Here is a 22,195-nt window from a genome sequence, read left to right as displayed (position 1 = left end):
ACGTCGAGAGCGTAAAAAACATGAGCGATACCCTGCAGCTGATCCTTGAAGACACCGACGGCACGCAACTGGAAACTTCCTGCACCCGCGTCGCGGTCCTGTGGCAAGGCAAAGAGCTGTGGATCCAGCAGGACGGCCGTGGCCAGTTGCTGATCGGCGTGGACGTTGAAGAAGGTGATGCTGAATACGCAAACCTGCTGCTGCGCCCATTGGCGACTAATCTGGTAAGTCTGCAACTGGAAATGGAACCGGCTGAAGTCGGCGACGAAGACCATGTGCACGGCCCGGATTGCGCACACGACCACTAAGGAAACCGCTCTATGCTCGCCCTCGGCAAACTGCTTGAACTGACCCTCGCCGGCCGCGAACCGGCGGAGAAGACTCAACTGACTGTCGAAGGCGTGCGCATGCGCTGGTTGAGCGAAGGTGCGCTGGAAGTCCGGCCGCCTGAAGCTCGCGACAATGGCCTGGACTTGCTGCTGTCAGCGGGAATCCACGGCAATGAAACAGCGCCGATCGAGCTGCTCGATCGCCTGTTGCATGACATCGCCCGCGGCGACTTGAAACCGCGCGCACGTATTCTGTTCCTGTTCGGCAACCCGGAAGCGATTCGCAAAGGCGATCGCTTCATCGAGCAGGACGTCAATCGGCTGTTCAACGGCCGTCACGAACAAAGCAGCGGCTCCGAAGCCTTGCGCGCTTGTGAGCTTGAGCGGCTGGCGGCGAGTTTCTTCAGCCTGCCGGACCGTAGCCGTCTGCATTACGACCTGCACACCGCGATTCGTGGCTCGAAAATCGAGCAGTTCGCGTTGTATCCCTGGAAAGAGGGGCGCCAGCATTCGCGCCTGGAGCTGGCCCGCTTGCGTGCTGCCGGCATGGAAGCGGTGCTGTTGCAGAACAAGCCGTCGATCGTGTTCAGCTCCTACACCTACGACAAGCTCGGTGCCGAGTCTTTCACCCTTGAGCTGGGCAAGGCGCGGCCGTTCGGGCAGAACGACGGGGTTAACGTCTCGCTGCTTGAGACCCGCCTCCAGCAGATCATCGAAGGCACCGAGCCTGCGGTGACCGACGAAGCCCTGGACGGTTTGCAGTTGTTCAGCGTGGCGCGGGAAATCATCAAGCACAGCGATAGCTTCCGCCTGCACTTGCCGGCGGACATCGAGAACTTTTCGGAATTGGAAGTGGGTTATGTGCTGGCCGAAGACATTGCCCAGACCCGCTGGATCATCGAAGAGAAGGGCGCCCGGATCATTTTCCCGAACCCCAAGGTCAAAAACGGCCTGCGTGCCGGCATCCTGATCGTGCCCGCCACCGACGAAAACCTGGCATAACAGACGCAGTGGTCCCCTGTAGGAGCGAGGCTTGCCCGCGAAAGCGATTTTAAATTCAACATCAATGTTGATGATGAAATCGCCTTCGCGGGCAAGCCTCGCTCCTACGGGGGCTGGCTCGGTGTTTAGACGGCTACCGCGCGTGGCTCGCTGCGACGCAACGCACGCATCTTGTGCAGCGTATCCGCGCAGGTCTTCGCCGCTTCCTGGCCTTTATGCACAAAATGCTCGAAGAAGAACTTCTGATGTTCTTCGCCGGCATGGAAGTGGTGCGGGGTTAAAACCACCGAGAACACCGGCACTTCGGTTTCCAGCTGAACCTGCATCAGCCCGCTGATCACCGACTGGGCGACGAATTCGTGACGGTAGATGCCGCCGTCGACCACCAGGCCCGCAGCGACGATGCCGGCATAACGGCCGGACTTGGCCAGCAGCTTGGCGTGCAGTGGAATTTCAAAGGCGCCGCCGACTTCGAAGAAATCGATCTCCGATTCCTGATACCCCTGGGCAATCATTTCGGCAACGAAGCCCTTACGGCTCTGGTCGACGATTTCCTTGTGCCAGCAGGCCTGGATGAACGCAACGCGCTCGCCCTGATGGTTTTTGCTTTTGCTATCGATTGCGGTGGGTTGCATGTTCTGACTCCTGTTTATGTAAAAAACAGGGCATATGAATCGAATGGGATTTAAGGGTACGCACGCTCGCACGAATGCCCGCGGACGGCCCTTTGGCGCCAATCCCGTTCTCTCTTCATCCGGACTATGACCGTCGGCCCCGGGATCACACCGGGTCTGCTGACCTTGCCGCCAGACACCGCCGAAGCCGTGTCTGTCACCAAGCGCTCGCGGGCTATGCGCATTGCGCGCAATTACCGCCGGTGGGGAGTTGCACCCCGCCCTGAGAACGTTTTGCCGCCAGATTGTTTGGCGGCGCAGCGTTTTTAACACATATTTCGTGCCTGTGCATTGCGGCTATCTGATGATTGCTATCGACTTTTTCGCTCACTTGACGGGTCTTTTCATTCGCCTGGGGTTGATTAATCGTTGTCATGGCCGCAGTAATTCCTACCTGAAAGGGATTTCCCCTGCTTACCGAGGCCCGATTCATGAGCGTTATCGATCTACGCAGCGACACCGTCACCCAACCGACCGCCGGGATGCTCGACGCGATGGCCAGTGCGGCCACCGGTGACGACGTCTATGGTGAAGATCCGACGGTCAATCGCCTGGAAGCGGAATTGGCAAAACGGTTGGGTTTTGCCGCTGCGTTGTTCGTGCCGACCGGCACCATGAGCAACTTGCTGGGCCTGATGGCTCATTGCGAACGGGGTGACGAATACATCGTCGGCCAGCAAGCGCACACGTATAAGTACGAAGGTGGCGGCGCGGCGGTGCTCGGTTCGATCCAGCCGCAGCCGCTGGAAGTGCAGGCCGACGGCTCGCTGGACCTGGCGCACGTCGCCGCCGCGATCAAGCCGGACGACTTCCATTTCGCCCGCACGCGGTTGTTGGCGCTGGAAAACACCATGCAGGGCAAAGTCCTGCCGCTGGAGTATCTTGCCCGGGCACGCAGCTTTACCCGTGAACATGGCTTGCAGCTGCACCTTGACGGCGCCCGGCTCTACAACGCGGCCGTCAAGTTGGGGGTTGATGCCCGCGAGATTACACAGCACTTCGATTCGGTCTCGGTCTGCCTGTCCAAAGGCCTGGGCGCGCCGATCGGTTCGGTGTTGTGCGGCTCGGCAGAGTTGATCGGCAAGGCTCGCCGCCTGCGCAAGATGGTCGGCGGCGGCATGCGCCAGGCCGGTCTTTTGGCGGCGGCGGGGCTCTATGCGCTGGATAACAACGTTCAGCGTCTGGCCGACGATCACGCCAATGCGCAATTTCTGGCTGACGGACTGCAAAAGGCCGGTTACGACGTCGAGCCGGTGCAGACCAACATGGTTTATGTGCAAATGGGCGACAAGGCCGAGGCGATCAAGGCCTTTGCGGCCGAGCGTGGCATTAAGCTGAGCGCTGCCGGACGCCTTCGGATGGTCACGCACATGGACGTCAGTCGCGCTCAAATCGAGCAAGTTGTGGCGACATTCGTCGACTTTTCTCGCAACTGATCGCCTTGGCGGTCCAATTGACTGTTTCTATCGTATAAACACGCTGTACCCCGCGCGCTGGGCCGATATAATGCGGCCCTTTGCCGTCGCTTCGTCTGTTGACGTTTCGCACAGGCCTTTGGCCGCAGCCTCCGTGGAAGAACCTAATGAAAAGCGCAGAAATCCGTGAAGCCTTCCTTCGCTTCTTCGAAGAGCAAGGCCACACCCGTGTAGCCTCCAGCTCTTTGATTCCGGGCAACGACCCAACCCTGCTGTTCACTAACGCGGGGATGAACCAGTTCAAGGACTGCTTCCTGGGCCAGGAAAAGCGCGCGTACACCCGTGCGACAAGCAGTCAGAAATGCGTGCGCGCCGGTGGCAAGAACAGCGACCTGGAAAACGTCGGTTATACCGCTCGTCACCACACGTTTTTCGAAATGCTGGGTAACTTCAGCTTCGGCGATTATTTCAAGCACGACGCGATCACCTACGCCTGGACCTTCCTGACCGGTGTCCTGGAACTGCCCAAGGAAAAACTTTGGGTAACGGTTTATGCCTCGGATGACGAGGCCTATGACATCTGGACCAAACAAATCGGTGTGCCAGTCGAGCGCATGATTCGCATCGGCGACAACAAAGGCGCGCCGTACGCGTCCGACAACTTCTGGACCATGGGCGATACCGGCCCGTGCGGCCCTTGCACCGAGATTTTCTACGATCACGGCGACCACATCTGGGGCGGCCCACCGGGTTCGCCGGAAGAAGATGGCGACCGTTACATCGAGATCTGGAACAACGTGTTCATGCAGTTCAACCGTACCGCCGATGGCGTGTTGCATCCGCTGCCAGCGCCGTCGGTAGACACCGGCATGGGCCTGGAGCGGATCAGTGCGGTGATGCAGCATGTTCACTCCAACTATGAAATCGATCTGTTCAAGAACCTGCTGAGCGCTTCGGCCAAGGCGATTGGCTGCAGCAACGACGACCAGTCTTCGCTCAAGGTTGTCTCCGACCACATCCGTTCGTGCGGTTTCCTGATTGCCGACGGCGTATTGCCGTCCAACGAAGGCCGCGGCTATGTACTGCGCCGGATCATTCGTCGGGCATGCCGTCACGGTAACAAGCTGGGCGCGACCGGTAGCTTCTTCTACAAGATCGTCGCGGCGCTGGTGGCCGAGATGGGCGAAGCCTTCCCGGAACTCAAGCAGCAACAGGCCAATATCGAGCGCGTACTCAAGGCCGAAGAAGAGCAGTTCTCCAAGACCCTGGAGCACGGCTTGAAGATTCTCGAGCAGGATCTGCTGGAACTTAAAGGCACCGTGGTGCCGGGCGACGTGGTGTTCAAGCTGTATGACACCTACGGTTTTCCGATGGACTTGACCGCTGACATCGCTCGCGAACGCAACCTGACGGTCGACGAAGTCGGCTTCGAGCGCGAAATGGAAGCCCAGCGTGTGCGGGCGCGTTCGGCCAGCTCGTTCGGCCTGGACTACAACACGTTGGTCAAGGTTGACGTGGCGACCGAGTTCACCGGCTACAAGGCCACCAGCGGTTCGGCCAAAATTGTCGCTGTCTATAAGGAAGGCCGGTCGGTCGACGTGTTAAGTGAAGGCGAAGAGGGCGTGATTGTTCTCAATCAGACCCCGTTCTACGCTGAGTCCGGCGGCCAGATTGGCGATTGCGGCTATCTGCAAGTCGGCAGCAGCCGTTTCGACGTGCGCGATACCACCAAGACTGGCGGTGCGTTCTTGCATCACGGCGTGCTGGTGTCGGGCAGCCTGACCATCGGTGCGCCGGTAGAAACTCATGTTGATGCCGAAGTGCGCCACGCGACGTCGCTGAACCACTCGGCCACTCACTTGCTGCACGCCGCGTTGCGTAAAGTGCTGGGCGATCACGTTCAGCAGAAAGGCTCGTTGGTCGACAGTCAGCGCCTGCGCTTTGACTTCAGCCACTTCGAAGCCATCAAGCCTGAGCAACTGAAGGCCCTGGAAGACATCGTCAACGCCGAGATTCGCAAGAACTCCGCCGTTGAAACCGAAGAAACCGACATCGAGACCGCCAAGAAAAAAGGCGCCATGGCGCTGTTTGGCGAGAAGTACGGCGACAACGTGCGCGTGCTGAGCATGGGCGGTGATTTCTCCGTCGAGCTGTGCGGTGGCATCCACGCCAACCGTACCGGCGACATCGGCCTGCTGAAAATCATCAGCGAAGGCGGTGTTGCTTCGGGCGTGCGTCGTATCGAGGCAGTCACCGGTGCTGCGGCACTGGCCTACTTGAACGCTGCAGAAGAACAACTCAAGGAAGCGGCCAGCCTGGTCAAGGGCAGCCGCGACAACCTGATCGACAAGCTGTCGGCTGTGCTGGAGCGCAACCGTCTGTTGGAGAAGCAACTCGAGCAGTTGCAAGCCAAGGCGGCCAGCGCAGCGGGCGACGATCTGTCGGCCTCTGCCCTGGACGTCAAAGGCGTGAAAGTGCTGGCCGTGCGTCTGGACGGTCAGGACGCCAAGGCGCTGCTGGCGCTGGTCGATCAGCTGAAAAACAAACTCGGCCGCGCAGTGATCCTGCTCGGCAGTGTCCATGAGGAAAAGGTCGTTCTGGTTGCAGGCGTAACCAAGGACCTGACTGGCCAACTCAAAGCCGGTGATTTGATGAAGCAAGCCGCTGCGGCAGTGGGCGGGAAGGGCGGCGGTCGTCCGGACATGGCGCAAGGCGGTGGTACTGACGCTGGCGCACTGGACGCGGCACTCGCCCTGACTGTTCCATTTGTAGAGCAGGGTTTATAAGGCAGGGTGTCCGCCCCGTCGTCTAGTGGCGGGCCGGAACGCTGTTTGAGTGATTATTTGGGCGCCCTTCATGGGCAGAGGCGGCTTTGAAATGGCTTTGATCGTACAGAAATTTGGAGGCACCTCAGTCGGCACTGTCGAGAGAATCGAGCAGGTCGCCGACAAGGTTAAGAAATTCCGCGATGCCGGCGATGACCTGGTGGTTGTCCTGTCTGCAATGAGCGGCGAAACCAACCGTCTGATCGATCTGGCCAAGCAAATCAGTGGCGACGGCCAACCGGTTCCGCGTGAGCTGGATGTGATCGTTTCCACGGGCGAGCAGGTGACGATTGCACTGTTGGCCATGGCGCTGATCAAGCGCGGCGTGCCTGCGGTGTCGTACACCGGCAATCAGGTGCGGATTCTGACGGACAGCGCACACAATAAAGCGCGTATCTTGCAGATTGATGACCAGAAGATTCGCGGTGATCTGAAGGCAGGTCGCGTGGTGGTTGTCGCCGGTTTCCAGGGTGTCGACGAGCACGGCAACATCACCACCCTCGGTCGTGGCGGTTCCGACACCACCGGCGTGGCACTGGCGGCGGCCTTGAAGGCTGATGAATGTCAGATCTACACCGATGTCGATGGCGTCTACACCACCGACCCGCGTGTGGTGTCCGTGGCCCAGCGCCTGGACAAGATTACCTTCGAAGAGATGCTGGAAATGGCCAGCCTCGGTTCCAAGGTGTTGCAGATCCGTGCGGTGGAATTCGCCGGCAAGTACAACGTTCCGCTGCGCGTACTGCACAGCTTCAAGGAGGGTCCGGGCACCCTCATTACTATTGATGAAGAGGAAACCATGGAACAGCCGATCATTTCCGGCATCGCTTTCAACCGCGATGAAGCCAAGCTGACCATCCGTGGCGTGCCAGACACCCCGGGCGTGGCGTTCAAAATTCTCGGCCCGATCAGTGCCGCGAACATCGAAGTCGACATGATCGTGCAGAACGTTGCGCACGATAACACCACCGACTTCACCTTCACCGTGCACCGCAATGACTTCCAGGCCGCACAAACCGTGCTGGAAAACACCGCGCGTGAGATCGGTGCCCGTGAAGTGGTGGGGGACATCAAGATCGCCAAGGTCTCGATCGTCGGCGTCGGCATGCGTTCCCACGCAGGCGTGGCCAGCCGCATGTTCGAATCCCTGGCGAAAGAAAGCATCAACATCCAGATGATCTCGACGTCGGAAATCAAAGTCTCCGTTGTGATCGAAGAGAAGTACCTGGAACTGGCTGTGCGCGCCCTGCACACGGCTTTCGAACTGGACGCACCAGCTCGCCAAGGCGAGTAATGCGTTTGCCGAAGGGCGCGGTCTGACCGCGTCCTTTGTCTTTTTTGAATAGCGCGACCCAGGAACTGTTCTTTTGCTCGCGCTGGTCAATACTCAGGCATGTAGGGCTGCGATCGTTTTCGGTTGTAGGTCGAGTGCCTTTTTTTTGCAGACTGTTGTCCCTGAAATGAAATGCGTGAGGAGAAAGGTATGCTGATTCTGACTCGTCGGTGCGCAGAAAGCCTGATTATTGGTGATGGCGAAATCACCGTGACCGTGCTCGGCGTCAAAGGAAATCAAGTGCGTATTGGCGTTAACGCACCTAAAGAGGTTGCGGTTCACCGTGAGGAAATCTACTTGCGGATAAAGAAAGAGAAGGACGACGAACCAAGCCATTAATTTTTATCGTTTTTTATGTTTGCAAACGGGGAAGAAGCTGGTTAATATACGCCCCGTGTTGCGGAGAGCTGGCCGAGTGGCCGAAGGCGCTCCCCTGCTAAGGGAGTACACCTCAAAAGGGTGTCGGGGGTTCGAATCCCCCGTTCTCCGCCATTATTTGCGTAGTACGTTGTAATCTAGCTTTTTCGGTAAGTGTTTGAAATTACTAGAAAAAGTGCTTTACATAGAGATTAGACGGCCTATAATGCGCGGCAACAAATGCACTCGTAGCTCAGCTGGATAGAGTACTCGGCTACGAACCGAGCGGTCACAGGTTCGAATCCTGTCGAGTGCACCATTTAAGAGTTGTTTGCAGCAATGCGAATGACTTGGCTTCAACCAGTTGTGATCTGGTATAAAAACACAAATGCACTCGTAGCTCAGCTGGATAGAGTACTCGGCTACGAACCGAGCGGTCACAGGTTCGAATCCTGTCGAGTGCACCAAACACCAAAAAGCCCGCGTTTAACGCGGGCTTTTTGCCGTCTGGGATTTGGCTTTTTCCTTGGTACATCCTTTCTCATCGAACTCCACGTGTGCGCTGCGACCTCGCTTGAGCTCGTAGCGGTAGCTCGTTGCGGAATTCCTGATACTGATCTTGTCCGGCTTGCCCAGGGCGCTCTCGACGTCCTGTTGTGTCATGCCGGCGACTATCCGTTGATTGATGATTGCTTCGCGCCGTTCCTTGTTGGATATCAGGTTTCCACACTTGTCCTCAGATTGGCCGACAACGGTTGGCTCCTTCCTTCTGGTTTTCGTCGTGGGAGTTTCCCGAGCGTCGGCCTCCGGCATGAGCGCCACCGGGTTGCCGGGCGTGAAGGTGCGCACTTCCTGCAGAGAGAGGCTTTCACCGTCCGTGCAACTCAAAGTCGTGAAGGTGAGGCGACCGTCGGGTGCTTCGCAACGGTGAAGGGTGGTTGCCTGCAACCGGGGCGAAAGGCAGAGCAGGGCAAGCAGTAAAAAATAAAGGGTAATCGATGGCATCAAACGTCCTCCATGACGGTCCATGTCAGGGTAGCCGTTACATTTTTCGACGAGGGTGTGTTTTCTTTTCAGAATGAGTCGTCGCAATTGGAGCGATCAGGGCTGCACTCAGCTTTGTCTTGCAACCGCTTGTTTCAGCCATGATTTTTTAACGTTTAAAACCGTCGGGCGGTGTATCATTGCGCCCGTCAGCCCCGCCGGGGCTTGTGGAATACCTCCATGGACTTACCCAGTAGTTACTCAGTATCCCGTTTTTCCAATCATGAATTGACTGATTGATCCTTCCGGCGTGCCCCGCTGCTGGGAGTGGAGTTCGCCTATGTCTGAAGTTGAAGTAAAGAAAACGCAGGAAAGCTTGCAAGACCGCCTCGCTCAAGTCGTTGAGCTGCTGCAGCGCCAGCGGGTGGTCGAAGACCTGACTCATCGCCAGGAGGGTCCGCATCACGACCGGGTCGAGAACCTGGTTCACCGGCAAAACCTCGTCGAGCTGCAACGCAAGCTTGATGATCTGCACTCCGCCGACGTTGCCTACATCCTTGAAGCCTTGCCGCTGGACGATCGTCTGACGCTCTGGCAATTGGTCAAGGCAGATCGCGACGGCGACATTCTTCTCGAAGTATCCGACTCGGTTCGTGAAACCCTGATCGCCGACATGGACGATCACGAGCTCCTGGCTGCGGCCAAGGACATGGACGCCGACGAACTTGCTGACCTGGCTTCCGAGCTGCCGCGAGACGTTGTCCACGAGCTGATGGAAACCCTCGATGGTCAACAGCGTGAGCGCGTCCGCTCCGCGTTGTCTTATGACGAGGAGCAAGTCGGTGCGCTGATGGACTTCGAGATGGTGACCATCCGTGAGGATGTCAGTCTCGAAGTCGTCCTGCGTTACTTGCGTCGTCTCAAGGAGCTGCCGGGCCACACAGACAAACTGTTTGTGGTCGACTACGACGGCGTGCTCAAGGGCGTGCTGCCGATCAAGCGTTTGCTCGTCAATGATCCGGAAAAGCAGGTTTCGGAAGTCATGGCCAGCGACCCGGTGAGTTTTCACCCGGACGAAGACGCCTACGACGCCGCTCAGGCGTTTGAACGTTACGACTTGATCTCGGCGCCTGTGGTCGACAAGAACGGCAAGCTGATCGGCCGTCTGACCATCGATGAAATGGTCGACCTGATCCGTGAAGAGAGCGAAAACGAAGTGCTCAACATGGCGGGTCTGCGCGAAGAAGAAGATATTTTCGCCTCCGTCTGGAAATCCCTGCGTAACCGTTGGGCCTGGCTGGCGGTCAATCTGATCACCGCGTTTATCGCATCCCGGGTGATCGGCCTGTTCGAAGGCTCCATCGAAAAACTGGTAGCGCTGGCGGCATTAATGCCGATCGTGGCGGGTATCGGTGGTAACTCGGGTAACCAGACCATCACCATGATCGTTCGAGCCATGGCGCTGGACCAGGTGAGCACCGGCAACACTTCGCGATTGATGCGCAAAGAGCTGGCCGTCGGTTTGATCAATGGCCTGGTCTGGGGGGGCGTGATTGGTGTCGTGGCGTATCTGCTTTATGGCAGTTGGTCCCTGGGCGTGGTGATGACTGCGGCCATGACACTCAACCTCTTGCTGGCGGCGTTGATGGGGGTCTTGATCCCGATGACCTTGGCGCGGCTTGGGCGCGACCCTGCGATGGGTGCCAGTGTGATGATTACCGCCATGACCGACAGCGGCGGGTTCTTCATCTTCCTCGGGCTCGCGACGATTTTCCTGCTCTGACTGACCTGCTTTAAAAAACCCGCCGAATCGGCGGGTTTTTTATGGCCGAATTTCAGGCAAAAAAAAGCCAGCGATTAAGCTGGCTTGAGCGTTCGGGTTAAATCAGGAAGCGTCTGCGGCCATTTCGGCGTCATGGGCAATCAGCGAAACAAGAGCATTTTGCTGACGGTGGGAGAGTTGGCGGAAGCGTTGCAGCAGTTCACGTTCGTGCAATGACAGCTCCGGGCTGTCCAGGCGCATGCTTAATTCTTCGCCCAGTGCACCTTCCTGAATAAGACTCTGCTCAAGGCGCGCAATGATTTCGGAGTTCATGCTGCGATGATGATTGCGAGCCACCTCGGCAATGCGTTCACGCATTCCGTCTGGCAGACGTACGACGAACTTGTCAGCCGTACGGCTGGAATAAATTGCCTGTTTCAATGGGCGCATATATTTAACCGGTTAGTTCAGGGGAGCGGTTCTCGGGATTGGCCGCAGGATGTCTGTTAGGACAAGCGCTCTGGCCAAATGTTCAACCTGAATTGATAGAGGCTCGCATCATGCCTCAAAGCAGCCAGATCATTGGCGTCAATTCTGTGACAAATATTGAGCTAGGTAAAGGCGTTATGCCAGCACCCTTATCAGAAATGCGGACTGGTTGGAAAACTTCGCACCAAGTCCGTATCGCTGACCGTGTCGCCTACCCCATCAGGTGATGCCCGAAGACGCCTGAAGGTGCATGCTATGCGGATTCGATCCTTGGTCCTTACCTTATACAGGATAGTGGCAAATGGCCGATTTACTAGTGGAGGACCCGCATAGGGGGATGATTCAGGATGGATGGCAGGTTGATTTACTTGATGGGGCCTTCCGGATCCGGCAAGGACAGCCTCATCGAAGCGGCCCGACAACCTTTACGCTCGATAAACGGCGAAGTGGTACGACGGGTCATTACGCGTTCGGCTGAATCCGTAGGCGAAGATGCCATCGGAGTTTCTCGCGAGGAGTTCGCGCAACGCAGCGCCAAGGGTGACTTCGCGCTGTCGTGGCACGCCAATGGCCTGGATTACGGCATTCCGGTCCAGATCGACCATTGGCTGAGGGACGGCTGTCATGTGTTGGTCAACGGCTCTCGCGGCCACCTGACCCAGGCGCTACGACGCTACCCCACGCTGCTGCCGGTTTTGTTGACGGTCAAGGACGAGGTGTTGCGCGAGCGCCTGATGAGGCGTGGTCGTGAGAGTATTGAGGAAATTGAAGCCAGATTGCGCCGCAACGGGCTGTTTGCGGCGGAGGATTCCCTGGGTGACACGCAGATCTATCGTCTCGACAACTCTGGCGAGCTTGCCGACACCGTCGCCAATCTTCTGAAATTGCTGAACGTCAGCGCAAAACCGGATCGAACTTGATTTTGCGCCCGACAATAAGCGCCAGCACGAACAACGCGCCGAATACGCCGCAGGCAATCAGGGGCAGGGTGGCGACCGCATCCGGGGCCCATGACAAATGTAGAACGCCGCTCAGTAAGGCAAGGATTAAGCATCCTGCGGCTGATTTGGACATGCTGTGCTCCTGATAGGGTGATTCAAAATACCAAGCGTTCCGAAGACTGCGACACCAGCGGGTAAGTGTGCTGATTCACGTCCTGGCCAACAAAGCCGCGCTGATCGTTTATGACCGCCAACTGCGGGGCTTTTTGCAGCTGGAGGTAATGGGGCATTTGTTGCGCAACCTGCACAGCGCCATTCTCGGGGGCGAAATGAACACCCAGCAGGGCGGTAAGGGCGATCGCATTCGAGAGTAAAAGGACGCTGTTCATGAGGCTGACCTCGGTTGTTCGTGAGAACAGCTAAAGCAGTCAGCGTGCCAGAGTCTAGCGGCTATTAAATCCTTTAAAAACAAAGAATTAACTTATTGTTCAAAGAAGCCGTCGTTGCAAATTGCAATGATGGCATTTTGAGAGGATGCAATTTGCACGGTAAATTAAGCCACGGTAACGAAGGGCGTCTGCCTACACTTAAAAAGCCTACGGACGACATGACAAAATCAGGCCTGCCCGTTAACATGCACGCCGTCCATCGCATCGCATTGCTTGCGGGCGACTTGTGTCTCAGTAGCTCAATTGGATAGAGCATCCCCCTCCTAAGGGGAAGGTTGGCAGTTCGAACCTGCCCTGGGACACCATATATTTAGCGCCTCTCCGGCCATTCTTGTGTTGAACGGTTTTTATCGTGACAGCAGGGTGACAGCAGGAGGAATCTAAAAGCCTCGCTACGGTTTACCTAGCGGGGCTTTTTTGTGCGAAAAGGAAGGTTACTTTCAGGGGGGGGATGGTGAGAAAGCACGCATCGTTTACTGAGCGCAACTTTGAGACGGCGGAAGATCTATGGCTGGCTCTATCACCGACAGCTAAGCTTACCGATGGGCCAGAGAACTTCATTTATCGAGGTCAGGCTGACGCGAGTTGGTCACTGATTCCTTCCATCCTGCGCCCTCGCAACCAGCCACCCATTACGTCCTATGACGATATGGTTGATGCCAGTGAGATGGTTTTTTTTGAACTGATCATCTTGAGCGGCTTTGCGGATCACTGTGATGCTATCGGTATTTCCATCCCCAATGACTCTCAAGGCTTCCGCGAGTTTGCGATCAATACGCAGACGGCTGATAGGTACTACAAAGATCCGTCACTTTGGCCGAATCCTCACGTGCTGGATTTGATGGCAATGGCCCAGCACCATGGAGTGCCAACGCGCTTACTTGATTGGACGACTAAACCGTTCACGGCCCTTTACTTTGCGGCAAGCTCTGCGATCGCCGACTATGCAAATTGGTCTGATACGAAGCGCTTAGCTATCTGGGCGATGAACCGTGATCAGCTTGGGCTTCATCCCAAAATTACTCTACACAACTCGCCGGGCGCAATTAGTAGGCATCTTGCCGCGCAGGGTGGTTTGTTCACTGTTCATCCTCACTCGGGATTCCGCGCTGGCCAGTTCACAGTGCAAGGGCTAGAAGAATATTTTGCCGATATCCCTGGCCCGATGATTAAGTTCACCCTGCCAGTTTACGAGTCCGTCAAATTACTTCAGCTGTGTCGCAAGGCGGGATTCAGCGGAGCGAATGTCTACCCCACAGCTGACGGCGCGGGTAGAGCCGTTATGGATGACCTTAACAGTGAAGGGGCACGTAGATTCTGGAATCGCACGGAAATTTTAGTTAGGTAACGATGATTCACCGTCCCTGACCTGCGCACAGCTGTAGTCGAACAATTTGCGTGAAATGCCGTTGCTCGGATGCCACTACCTGTAACACGGTTTGAGGGTGCGTCCCCTTGCCCCTATAGCAACGCCTCCTCCAGCGAGGGAAGAAGTCTTATTGGTTGGCGGCATCGGATGCCTTTCAGATGTCATCACCCGGCTTTGCTCGGGTGTAACACCTATCAGTGATGTAACACCACCTTTCGATCACACAGTGCGAACGTGTAACGCATGAAAAGTCCTTTAATTACAATCTGTTAGTGTATTTCGTAACGCGTGTAACACCGGTAACACGGTTTGAGGGGGCACCCCTTGCCCTCTGTGGCTACGTCTCCTCCAGCGACGGAGAAGTCCTATTGGTTGGCGGCATCTGATACCTCACTCTGATCGCTAGCTCTGATGTCGCTACCCGGCTATACGAACGCTAAACCGCCAAGTGGATGGACTTATGTGATGGACCTACATAGGGCAATGATCCGGCATGATTTGCTGTAGGCGGTCTGAAGCGTTACTTCATCAAAATGGTACGCCAAAAGACACAGGGGGACTCTGGCGCTCTTTGAGGGATACGGCAGGCCGGGCAGGGCGCCGATTTTTACGGGTCCTCCCCGAGGGCCGCCCACTACACGGGTTATCGAACTCGCGGAATCTCTCTAGCTGAAACCTTTGCAGGGATGTCCGTCTTTCCAAGTGGAAGACGGGCCTCATCACTGATAACGATCACGTATGTGCTGGTTGTAGTATGCGCCCTTGGATACAGCGGATATCAACCCGTTGTGTATAGCCATGGGGACGTTGTAGAAGTCGTAGGAATGTCCCTGTTGAAAACGGATCCGCATCTGTTTGGTGCCTGGATCATAACCAACAGCGGTCATTGCACTGGAGTACACGGCAATCATTTCCATGACATCTCTCCCGCTGATTGATCGTCAACAGATACTAGTCGAGTTGCCGGGTACTGCCGTCCCGTCCGCCAAAAGGCGCCGGGGACCCTGAGGACTTTCAAAGGACACGGGGTCGGAAACCCGCGTGACTGAGTTAGTGGGAGGTTTCCAAAGTTACTGAAATTTCAGTCATTGAAATTGAAAGAATTCGGTTGAAAAAGGGTCATCGTTACCGCATCGGTAATGATGACCCTTTGTGTTGCTGATAACGCACACGCCGAGCTGTCAACCGAGTCAACCTGTCAACCAATGTAGAAAAATCGGCCACTACCAAGATCGCGTGGGTTCTATGCCCCGTGTCATTGATAAAAGCTCAGGGTCCCCGGAGACCTCCCAACATCTTGTGCAATTGCACTGGTGAACAGTGTGTTCACCCGGTTCACCTGTTCACTAAGCTGGGCAGCTGTCCGCTAATAAAGTCCGGCGGGTTTCCGACCCCGTGTATGTCTCGATGTCTCAGGGGCCCCGGCTCCTGCTGGAATCTCCTCGCTGGTGGAGTTCATTGCTAATGGGGTGCGGGGACAGATACCTATCAAATACCGTGTTACGCTAGTTACAGGTGTTACAAGTTGATGTAACTCTATGAATTTAAAGAGGATAAGTGCCGTAACACCTGCGTGGAGCCTCCCCGTGTTTGGTGTAACACTGCGGAAAGGTGTTACGCCTGTAGTCAATCGGCAGGAACCAAGGAAACCCAGCGCTTAAGGTTCGCTGTCGGCCAAAACAGGACGACCGAGGGCCTAAACTCAGACTTTTCCTACAGACTCGTTCCAACCGGTGCGGTAATCTCCCGGAGCCTACAAAAACGCTTTTGGCCTCCACCCGGAGGTTTTTTTGCACGACAAGGACGACGAATGACTCCCTCCGCTCGATTGGGTGACAAGCATGTCTGCCCAATGCCCGGTCACGGCACTACCCCGATTGCTTCCGCCAGTGGCGACGTAAACATTAATTTCATGGGCTCTGCTCGTGTTGGCGATACCTGTGGCTGTGGAGCCGTAATCACCACAGGGTTCCCATCCATTCAGGTGAACGGGCGTCCTATGGCCCACTTAGGCAGCCCAACCAGCCACGGCGGAACGATCATTACCGGGTCAGGTGATGTTGGTGGCGGTTTTGTCATGGGTGATGCTGGTGGTACAACCATCATCAACTTCATGTCGCTTGGCGCGTTCCGTCCAGATGGCACTGTGGATGATGAGAAAATGGCCACACTGCTCGCTGACCCAAAGTTGAAAGAGAAAGCTGTTGCTGCAAACGCTCTGGTAGACCCAAAAGCCGCGCCGAAAAAGCCAGAAGTGAAGCCTGAACCAAAAGCCCCCGTCACATGCAAAGACCCGGACATGATGGAACAGGTGGCCAGCTATATCGCTGGGGAAATGAACCGCAACATCAAACACCCATCTGTACTGAAAATGAAGAAGCTAACCAGCTTTGACGCGGCAGCGGAAAATGCAAAATTTCAAAAACTTCCCTGGTATGCACGCCTTTCACCGCCTAATTTCCAAGCGATGGAGCTCGGTAACACTGCTGCTGCGATGGCCCTTTGGACTGAGCGGGTTGCTCAAGGTCGGAAATGGGATCACAAGGTACCGATTGGGGAAGAGTTCGGCGGACCTTGGCAGAAACATGGTCAGGTGGACTATTTCTACGACATCTGGTCGAACATCCACTATGGCTATGTAGGCCGCGCGGGTGGTCTTTCTGAAAGCGTTCTTCTGGACGGCGCTGGGCTTGAGCAAATTGCCTCAGACTCCGTTCGGAAAGTTCAAAAGTGGGGAGAGCGGAAAGGGCCTCACCGCTCAGCAGACATTGAAGGAATGCGGGCCTGGGACGACATAGGCGATCGGGTCTCAATCAGCATTGGCGTCAAACTGTACAAGCAGCACCCAAACGGCGGGATTACGGCGAAAATGCTCCTGGACGAAGTTTTAGCACTACCACGTTCAAGCTGGGGAGATGGCACACGTGACCACGTCTGCAAATAAACCGAAACGGCATTTATGGCGCTGGGTGGTGGCGCTACTACTTGCCCCCATCGTCTTTTGGTATGTCGCCACACCTCAAGTGAGCTTCCATTTCTCTGACAAGGGACAGGGACGTCTCGGTTACATTTTGAATGTTCAGCACGACATCTCAAAGGGTGAGATCTACCCAGGGGAAGCCACTGGTGGGGCTGGACACATCTTCCCGAACAAGCAATTTTTTATGGAGTTCGATTGGAACAACGGTGGAAAATCGCACTGTATCCGGGTTAAACCGAAGTGGCCGACCACTGATGTGTACATCGGGGCAGATGGTGCTATCGATAGCCGCACTGATGGCCGACTTATTGAAGCGTGTGGGGCACTACCAAAATAGAACACTCCGAGAACCTGGCCCTTTGTTTGACGTGACGGCACAGGGCTAGGGGAGACTGCTTCGGGCCATTGGCGGACATTCGCACCAGCCCCGCTTGAGAATAAATGCGGATACCGGATGGAGCGAGGTCATACGACTGCATTCCTCATTTTTTTATCAAGTTGACTTGCGTGGGAACCGGTTTCCCGTCTACCTTTTGTTACTTAATGCTGGCTTGATGCCTCCACCGCTACAACTCAAGGAGCGAGCTGTGCCATACACGCCAAATCCCCAGCACCGTAATGGCGGCTATGCGGCAGTAAAGTCGCAATGGTCTATCTCGCAGCCTGAGGAAGTCGCGTGCTTCGATCTCGCGGTTCAGGCCGAATGGGCATTCAGAAACAGCTTTTGGGGATTGCACATAGGAGCTGCCGGTCTTGGACCTTTAGGAGTGGCTCCTCCGCCGTCATCTTGCCAACTACATATCGCAAAATTTGTAGGCGATGCGATTGGCAACTGGCATGGTTATCCTGTTGCTCATTGGCTCTCCCCTTATGACAAGCCAAGTGAAACGATTCTTTCTTCTTGGTTTGAACTAGGCCTGATTAGTAAGCCCAAAATGGCCAAAATTCATAGGGGCAAACAATGCGCTCTGTAAAGCTCACTATTGCGGGAAGCTACTGGGATTCGCAAATATACTCGGGAGAGCTATTACTGTTCGACAATGATGGAGGTTTGCATCGTATTGACTGGTCAAGCTTTGTAGACCAAATCGCCTTTAAAAATGACGATATCCAGACTGCCGTGCGTGTCGCTTTTTCAGATAGCGATCTTTTTTATAATCCGAAGGTTGTAAAAATATTGCGCGACCCGGATTTAGAAGCGCCTATTAAAGCACAGCTTTCCAAACTGTCGAGTCTTGAGCTTCACGAAAGTAAAGAGTCATGGGAGAAAATCTGGACAACAGAAAGCACGCCTTTCAACTTTTTACCAACCGACACAGAAATTTACTATAACAATATCTTTGCAGGTGGGAATGAAGGCCTATACTCCGCACCCCGCCAAGGGCGTCCCAGCGGTCGATTCGCTTCAACTTTTAAGCCCAAGCGTCACCATGATGCGACAGTGCTCCAAGTAAAAGCTTCCGATAGTTACACAGCTATTGCTACCGCTTCAGGCGGCGATGGGCTATTCGATTTTTCTTTATTGAAAGGCTCCGGAGAAACGCTGAGCAAAGCACGAAAAATCGCGGAAAGACCATGCAATGCGTGCGACTGGGCTTTTCAGAGCGTGCTTGGGTGGAGTGCAAACTCGGCTTTTATGGCTTCGTTTAGAGAAGAGAAAGAACCGAATTCAAAGAAAATTATCAGAATAGTCGACAGAGTTATTGACCAAAGCGAAATATTTCAGAGTTCATCTGATAAAGACAGCTTTACTTGGGGTGCCCGTGAAAAACTCTATAAGCTGACAGACGGGCACATAGAGATTCAGCACTATCGGGCAAATGAAAAAAAATCTAAAAATAAATATAACAAGAAATTCAACGCAATTGGTTCGTTGGATTTTAAAAATCCATCGCCTGTGGTTATTGCGTCTGGTACGGCCTCTTTCGGAACTGTGCTTGAATTCTGCGACAGAGTACTTGTACTGCGTAGTGATGGATCGGAGGAGGAATTTCTAGAGGAACCCGTTCATTGGCGAATTTTCCCAAGATCTGAACATTACAGCAATCAATTGCATATAATTTATGAGGATAGACTCGTAGTTGTATCCTTTGTGCATGATTATTTTGTTGATCAGAGTTCAAAGTTATTTGGGTTTTCCAAAGGTAAAAATGAATATTCGGAATTTGACTCGGAACCTAATTTTTAAGGTGCTGAATAACAGCTGAGTCGTCCATGCTTTCCTAGACGAATCTGGCGGCGAAGGAAACCGATAGTAACTGGACATGCCATGACCGACAGAAGCGCTGTTGATACTATTCGAGGGTATTTTTACCAGTTCGACCTGTCCATTCTCAGCGTCTTACAACTGGCGGCGCCGGACGATTGCATCGAGATCGAATGTACCGAGGACATCGATATTCGAACTGCGACCGACGTCACGGCTACGCAGTGTAAATATTACGCGAAAACCGAATATAACCACTCCGTCATCAAAGACGCGGTGAAGCACATGGTGTCCCATTTCTGTGAAAGTTTGGCGGGAACGAAACCGAAAGTTTTGTATTCTATTAAGGGGCATTACCTCTCCGGGCAGGAAAAATTAGACAATAAAATAGACGTCGACTTCCTTAAAAGACACTTCCTAACCTACACGAAGAAAAAAGTTACCTACTATCATCACTTAGACTTAGGTCTCTCCGATGCCGACCTTGAGGAGTTTCTAAAGCGTCTCAGTATCGACGTGAGGGCGAAAGAATTTGACGATCAATTCCGCGAAGTGATAAAGACTCTTCAAGCTATTTTTGGAGGAACACCTTTCTCTGCTGAATACTTTTACTACAACAACGCACTAGCAGTTATCCGGGAGCTCTCAATCAGAGCTGCGCCAGCGGACCGGTCAATTACGAGAAAGACGTTTTTAACAAGGATCAACACCTCCACTGTCCTATTCAATGAATGGTTCGTCGAGAAGAAGGGTAAGAGGGCCCACTTAGCCGCGCTTCGCAAAGAGTACTTCACGGAGTTCAACGTATCCCCGTTCGAACGCTTCTTCCTGGTAGAGGTTGACATGGGGTCGTATGATCGAGGTGAACTCAAGGATTTATTCTTCGAGATTTCCAAGAAATGGGCCAAGTTGTCCGCGCGGGAGCCTTCTCCTTTCTGCCCATATATCTATGTCCATGGAGTCGCAGATAACGAGCTCGTTTTACTAAAGCGAGAGCTCTGTATGGAAGGATTCAAGTTGATAGACGGCCACGATTTCCAGGGCTCGGATTTCAGTTGTCATTCAATCATACAGAAGGCGACGCATGGTAATGGGATAAAAATTAAGGTTCTAAACTCACTTTCCTGCGTCGAACAAACTGTGGAAGCCATTACGAAAACACGGCGTATCTATCAGTTCTACTTGGGTGACTGCTATTACGGTTACGATAAGCCAGCAGTTAAACACGTCAAGATACAGGTAGAACGGCTATCGGACGTCAAATCCATCATCTAACACAGGTACGTGGACATGGTATATGCAAAGGAAGAAGAGCAAATCAACGCCCAAGTGATCGCGGTCTTCCCCGACAAGGTGCGCATTGTCGTAGATGACCTCGAAGACTTTAAGGTAGCGGAAGAATCCTTAAAGGTTGGTTCTTACCTCAAGATCGCGGACAACGAGAATGCAATCCTTATCGCAATTATCGAGAACTTCCAGATCGCGGTCAGCGCGCACGGTAAGCGGGATTATATTATCGAAGCTTTTCCCCTCGGTATCTTGAGAGACGGCAAATTCGAACGCGGCGGCGATTCGCTCGCGATTCCACCGAAGGAAGTGCAGCCCGCGACCATCGCCGACATTAAGAAGATTTACGACGACTCGGTTCCGAAGGAAACAAGGTTTCTATTTTCGACTCTGGCTTCGAACGGGAACGTGCCCGTGCCCGTGAACGGCAATAAGTTCTTCAATAAGCACATTGCTGTGGTCGGCTCCACCGGCTCCGGCAAATCGCATACACTGGCTACAATTATTCAGAGAGCTGTACAGGGAAAAGACGGCGATTTTTCACTCAATAACTCGCACGTAATAATTTTCGACATCCACTCTGAGTATAAGTCGGCATTTCCTTCCGCAAACCATATCGATATCTCGAATCTCGTCTTGCCATATTGGATGCTTAACAGTGAAGAGCTTGAAGAGTTCTTTCTCGACACCGAAGCTAACGATCATAACCAGAGGAATATTTTCAAGGAAGCGATTGTTAGGGATCGACGCGCAAAATTCAATGGTTCCGAAGTCGAAAAGCAAAAAATCCACCTCGATACACCGATCGTTTTCGACATTAAAGAGGTACTTGCGTATGCAGTCGCAAAAAACGAAGAAATGGTCGATACTGGAGAAGTCTACGCGTCTAGCAACAAGGAAAAGGGCGGGCAGCCTAAATACACACAGGGTAGTCTCTATGGGAAGTTGACCAACTTCGTGAATAGACTAGAGAATAAAGTGAACGACAGTAGACTCGATTTTTTTCTAGGTGAAAAATCAAAAACTATCACGTTCGAAGAAACACTAAAAAGGCTCCTTGGGTACACTTCGAAAAGCGAGTCGAACGTTACCGTTATTGATCTTAGTGGAGTACCGTTCGAGGTGCTGAGCATAACAGTCTCACTCATCTCGCGCCTTATTTTCGAACATGGGTACATTTACAAACGCATCCGTTGCGCCAAAGATCCTAGCGAAAAGGTCAACAACGACGTGCCAATCCTGCTTGTGTACGAGGAGGCGCACAAGTATGTGCCTAACAGCGACCTTTCCAAGTATCGTTCATCCAAAGTCTCCATTGAGCGTATTGCGAAGGAGGGGCGGAAGTATGGTGTCACCTTGTTGTTAGCGAGTCAGCGTCCTTCCGAAATATCCGAAACGATCTTTTCTCAGTGCAGCAACTTCATTGCGATGCGCCTTACTAATCCTGCAGACCAAGGGTACGTGAAGAAGCTACTTCCGGACTCGCTTGGCTCGTTGATCGACAAAATGACATCGTTCAGGCAAGGGGAAGCTTTACTGGTAGGTGAATCCATCATACTTCCGTCAATTGTCCAGATCGACCCGTGTGCTGACGCACCATCCTCAAACGACATCCCCTACTGGCAGCTCTGGAAGGAAGAATGGAGAGCCATGGACTTCGCGACAATCAAGGCAGAGTGGTACAAGTAACCTCCGCGCACATGCACGTAGGGGCTTAAAGGGAGCGGCGAGCCTTTGCTCTTGGCCGAAAGCGGTATTTGATCTTTGCAGTGGAAAGCTACGATATGGGAGAT

21 protein-coding genes, 4 tRNA genes and 1 riboswitch are annotated in these 22,195 nt (G+C 54.1%); of the genes, 19 read left to right on the top strand and 6 right to left on the bottom strand.

From position 1 onward, the window contains the following. Positions 1-20: 20 nt before the first annotated feature. Positions 21-308, top strand: coding sequence for a hypothetical protein (locus ACA051_RS22140; RefSeq protein ID WP_010457234.1), 288 nt, complete (start codon positions 21-23; stop codon positions 306-308). Between the two features lie 12 nt (positions 309-320). After that, complete coding sequence (gene astE / locus ACA051_RS22135) at positions 321-1,331, top strand: succinylglutamate desuccinylase (protein WP_497304706.1); 1,011 nt, start codon at positions 321-323, stop codon at positions 1,329-1,331. Positions 1,332-1,456: 125 nt separating this feature from the next. On the opposite strand, the gene ACA051_RS22130 is transcribed toward astE, so the two are convergent. Further along, positions 1,457-1,966, bottom strand: a complete 510-nt coding sequence (locus ACA051_RS22130) for a 6,7-dimethyl-8-ribityllumazine synthase (protein ID WP_007943897.1) — start codon at positions 1,964-1,966, stop codon at positions 1,457-1,459. Positions 1,967-2,068: 102 nt separating this feature from the next. Further along, positions 2,069-2,240, bottom strand: a riboswitch (FMN riboswitch). 196 nt (positions 2,241-2,436) lie between these two features. Here ACA051_RS22130 and ltaE point away from each other — a divergent pair. The 7 genes from ltaE (at position 2,437) to ACA051_RS22095 (ending at position 8,402) form a co-directional block, all read left to right on the top strand. Next, positions 2,437-3,441 carry a low-specificity L-threonine aldolase gene (gene ltaE, locus ACA051_RS22125; RefSeq protein WP_497304704.1) on the top strand — a complete coding sequence of 335 codons (1,005 nt, stop codon included), beginning with the start codon at positions 2,437-2,439 and terminating at the stop codon, positions 3,439-3,441. 146 nt (positions 3,442-3,587) lie between these two features. Next, the gene (gene alaS / locus ACA051_RS22120) at positions 3,588-6,206 is read left to right on the top strand and encodes an alanine--tRNA ligase (RefSeq protein ID WP_497371931.1); all 2,619 of its coding nucleotides are present in this window, start codon (positions 3,588-3,590) and stop codon (positions 6,204-6,206) included. 91 nt (positions 6,207-6,297) lie between these two features. Then, the gene (locus ACA051_RS22115) at positions 6,298-7,539 is read left to right on the top strand and encodes an aspartate kinase (protein ID WP_031319071.1); all 1,242 of its coding nucleotides are present in this window, start codon (positions 6,298-6,300) and stop codon (positions 7,537-7,539) included. Between the two features lie 189 nt (positions 7,540-7,728). Then, positions 7,729-7,917 carry a carbon storage regulator CsrA gene (csrA, locus tag ACA051_RS22110; protein ID WP_003178872.1) on the top strand — a complete coding sequence of 63 codons (189 nt, stop codon included), beginning with the start codon at positions 7,729-7,731 and terminating at the stop codon, positions 7,915-7,917. A gap of 62 nt (positions 7,918-7,979) precedes the next feature. Continuing rightward, positions 7,980-8,070, top strand: a tRNA-Ser gene (locus tag ACA051_RS22105). Positions 8,071-8,177: 107 nt separating this feature from the next. After that, positions 8,178-8,254: transfer RNA gene (locus ACA051_RS22100), tRNA-Arg, on the top strand. Positions 8,255-8,325: 71 nt separating this feature from the next. Beyond that, positions 8,326-8,402 (top strand) — tRNA-Arg (locus ACA051_RS22095). Positions 8,403-8,421: 19 nt separating this feature from the next. Here the strand turns inward: ACA051_RS22095 and ACA051_RS22090 are convergent. After that, entirely contained in the window at positions 8,422-8,940 is a 519-nt protein-coding gene (locus tag ACA051_RS22090) for a cell envelope protein SmpA (RefSeq protein ID WP_497371929.1), read from the bottom strand. 319 nt (positions 8,941-9,259) lie between these two features. Here ACA051_RS22090 and mgtE point away from each other — a divergent pair, with 319 nt between their 5' ends. Further along, on the top strand, positions 9,260-10,702 hold the full coding sequence (mgtE, locus tag ACA051_RS22085) for a magnesium transporter (RefSeq protein WP_010457218.1): 1,443 nt from the start codon (positions 9,260-9,262) through the stop codon (positions 10,700-10,702). 102 nt (positions 10,703-10,804) lie between these two features. Here mgtE and ACA051_RS22080 read toward each other — a convergent pair whose 3' ends face one another. Then, positions 10,805-11,131: an Arc family DNA-binding protein gene (locus ACA051_RS22080; protein WP_003178899.1), complete on the bottom strand. Its 327-nt coding sequence runs from the start codon at positions 11,129-11,131 to the stop codon at positions 10,805-10,807. A 386-nt stretch (positions 11,132-11,517) separates the two neighbouring features. Here ACA051_RS22080 and phnN point away from each other — a divergent pair, with 386 nt between their 5' ends. Next, on the top strand, positions 11,518-12,090 hold the full coding sequence (gene phnN, locus ACA051_RS22075; protein ID WP_497371927.1) for a phosphonate metabolism protein/1,5-bisphosphokinase (PRPP-forming) PhnN: 573 nt from the start codon (positions 11,518-11,520) through the stop codon (positions 12,088-12,090). Here the strand turns inward: phnN and ACA051_RS22070 are convergent. Beyond that, the gene (locus ACA051_RS22070) at positions 12,065-12,244 is read right to left on the bottom strand and encodes a PA3371 family protein (RefSeq protein ID WP_497304697.1); all 180 of its coding nucleotides are present in this window, start codon (positions 12,242-12,244) and stop codon (positions 12,065-12,067) included. The genes phnN and ACA051_RS22070 overlap by 26 nt on opposite strands. Positions 12,245-12,266: 22 nt before the next feature. After that, a complete protein-coding gene (locus tag ACA051_RS22065; RefSeq protein ID WP_497304695.1) occupies positions 12,267-12,500 on the bottom strand; it encodes a hypothetical protein in 234 nt (77 codons plus the stop codon). Positions 12,501-12,788: 288 nt separating this feature from the next. Here ACA051_RS22065 and ACA051_RS22060 point away from each other — a divergent pair. Both ACA051_RS22060 and ACA051_RS22055 read left to right on the top strand, forming a co-directional pair. Then, positions 12,789-12,865: transfer RNA gene (locus ACA051_RS22060), tRNA-Arg, on the top strand. Positions 12,866-13,011: 146 nt separating this feature from the next. Beyond that, entirely contained in the window at positions 13,012-13,908 is an 897-nt protein-coding gene (locus ACA051_RS22055; RefSeq protein ID WP_497371925.1) for an FRG domain-containing protein, read from the top strand. A 740-nt stretch (positions 13,909-14,648) separates the two neighbouring features. On the opposite strand, the gene ACA051_RS22050 is transcribed toward ACA051_RS22055, so the two are convergent. Then, entirely contained in the window at positions 14,649-14,846 is a 198-nt protein-coding gene (locus ACA051_RS22050) for a KTSC domain-containing protein (RefSeq protein ID WP_172791488.1), read from the bottom strand. Positions 14,847-15,739: 893 nt separating this feature from the next. On the opposite strand from ACA051_RS22050, the gene ACA051_RS22045 reads away from it, so the two are divergent. The 6 genes from ACA051_RS22045 to ACA051_RS22020 all read left to right on the top strand — a co-directional run bounded on the left by ACA051_RS22045 (position 15,740) and on the right by ACA051_RS22020 (position 22,091). Next, on the top strand, positions 15,740-16,873 hold the full coding sequence (locus tag ACA051_RS22045; protein ID WP_497371923.1) for a polymorphic toxin type 44 domain-containing protein: 1,134 nt from the start codon (positions 15,740-15,742) through the stop codon (positions 16,871-16,873). Further along, complete coding sequence (locus ACA051_RS22040) at positions 16,854-17,246, top strand: hypothetical protein (protein WP_497371921.1); 393 nt, start codon at positions 16,854-16,856, stop codon at positions 17,244-17,246. Before ACA051_RS22045 ends, ACA051_RS22040 begins: the two co-directional genes overlap by 20 nt. A 250-nt stretch (positions 17,247-17,496) precedes the next feature. Then, positions 17,497-17,883 (top strand): hypothetical protein, encoded by a 387-nt coding sequence (locus ACA051_RS22035; RefSeq protein ID WP_124302461.1) that lies wholly within the window; start codon positions 17,497-17,499, stop codon positions 17,881-17,883. Then, the gene (locus ACA051_RS22030; protein WP_497371919.1) at positions 17,871-19,097 is read left to right on the top strand and encodes a hypothetical protein; all 1,227 of its coding nucleotides are present in this window, start codon (positions 17,871-17,873) and stop codon (positions 19,095-19,097) included. Before ACA051_RS22035 ends, ACA051_RS22030 begins: the two co-directional genes overlap by 13 nt. An 81-nt stretch (positions 19,098-19,178) precedes the next feature. Next, entirely contained in the window at positions 19,179-20,390 is a 1,212-nt protein-coding gene (locus ACA051_RS22025) for a DUF4297 family anti-phage-associated protein (RefSeq protein ID WP_497371917.1), read from the top strand. 15 nt (positions 20,391-20,405) lie between these two features. Then, complete coding sequence (locus ACA051_RS22020) at positions 20,406-22,091, top strand: ATP-binding protein (protein ID WP_497371915.1); 1,686 nt, start codon at positions 20,406-20,408, stop codon at positions 22,089-22,091. Positions 22,092-22,195 lie beyond the last annotated feature (104 nt).

The organism is Pseudomonas sp. LBUM1669, assembly GCF_059695705.1.
This window is presented reverse-complemented; position numbering and strand designations above follow the sequence as displayed.

Coding starts and splice junctions, on each gene's coding strand:
- ACA051_RS22030 (WP_497371919.1), top strand. CDS start 17,871: ATGCGCTCTGTAAAGCTCACTATTGCGGGAAGCTACTGGGATTCGCAA.
- ACA051_RS22020 (WP_497371915.1), top strand. CDS start 20,406: ATGGTATATGCAAAGGAAGAAGAGCAAATCAACGCCCAAGTGATCGCG.
- ACA051_RS22080 (WP_003178899.1), bottom strand. CDS start 11,131: ATGCGCCCATTGAAACAGGCAATTTATTCCAGCCGTACGGCTGACAAG.
- ACA051_RS22025 (WP_497371917.1), top strand. CDS start 19,179: ATGACCGACAGAAGCGCTGTTGATACTATTCGAGGGTATTTTTACCAG.
- phnN (WP_497371927.1), top strand. CDS start 11,518: ATGGATGGCAGGTTGATTTACTTGATGGGGCCTTCCGGATCCGGCAAG.
- ltaE (WP_497304704.1), top strand. CDS start 2,437: ATGAGCGTTATCGATCTACGCAGCGACACCGTCACCCAACCGACCGCC.
- ACA051_RS22050 (WP_172791488.1), bottom strand. CDS start 14,846: ATGGAAATGATTGCCGTGTACTCCAGTGCAATGACCGCTGTTGGTTAT.
- ACA051_RS22055 (WP_497371925.1), top strand. CDS start 13,012: ATGGTGAGAAAGCACGCATCGTTTACTGAGCGCAACTTTGAGACGGCG.
- ACA051_RS22070 (WP_497304697.1), bottom strand. CDS start 12,244: ATGTCCAAATCAGCCGCAGGATGCTTAATCCTTGCCTTACTGAGCGGC.
- csrA (WP_003178872.1), top strand. CDS start 7,729: ATGCTGATTCTGACTCGTCGGTGCGCAGAAAGCCTGATTATTGGTGAT.
- alaS (WP_497371931.1), top strand. CDS start 3,588: ATGAAAAGCGCAGAAATCCGTGAAGCCTTCCTTCGCTTCTTCGAAGAG.
- ACA051_RS22045 (WP_497371923.1), top strand. CDS start 15,740: ATGACTCCCTCCGCTCGATTGGGTGACAAGCATGTCTGCCCAATGCCC.
- ACA051_RS22065 (WP_497304695.1), bottom strand. CDS start 12,500: ATGAACAGCGTCCTTTTACTCTCGAATGCGATCGCCCTTACCGCCCTG.
- ACA051_RS22090 (WP_497371929.1), bottom strand. CDS start 8,940: ATGCCATCGATTACCCTTTATTTTTTACTGCTTGCCCTGCTCTGCCTT.
- ACA051_RS22115 (WP_031319071.1), top strand. CDS start 6,298: ATGGCTTTGATCGTACAGAAATTTGGAGGCACCTCAGTCGGCACTGTC.
- astE (WP_497304706.1), top strand. CDS start 321: ATGCTCGCCCTCGGCAAACTGCTTGAACTGACCCTCGCCGGCCGCGAA.
- ACA051_RS22130 (WP_007943897.1), bottom strand. CDS start 1,966: ATGCAACCCACCGCAATCGATAGCAAAAGCAAAAACCATCAGGGCGAG.
- ACA051_RS22140 (WP_010457234.1), top strand. CDS start 21: ATGAGCGATACCCTGCAGCTGATCCTTGAAGACACCGACGGCACGCAA.
- mgtE (WP_010457218.1), top strand. CDS start 9,260: ATGTCTGAAGTTGAAGTAAAGAAAACGCAGGAAAGCTTGCAAGACCGC.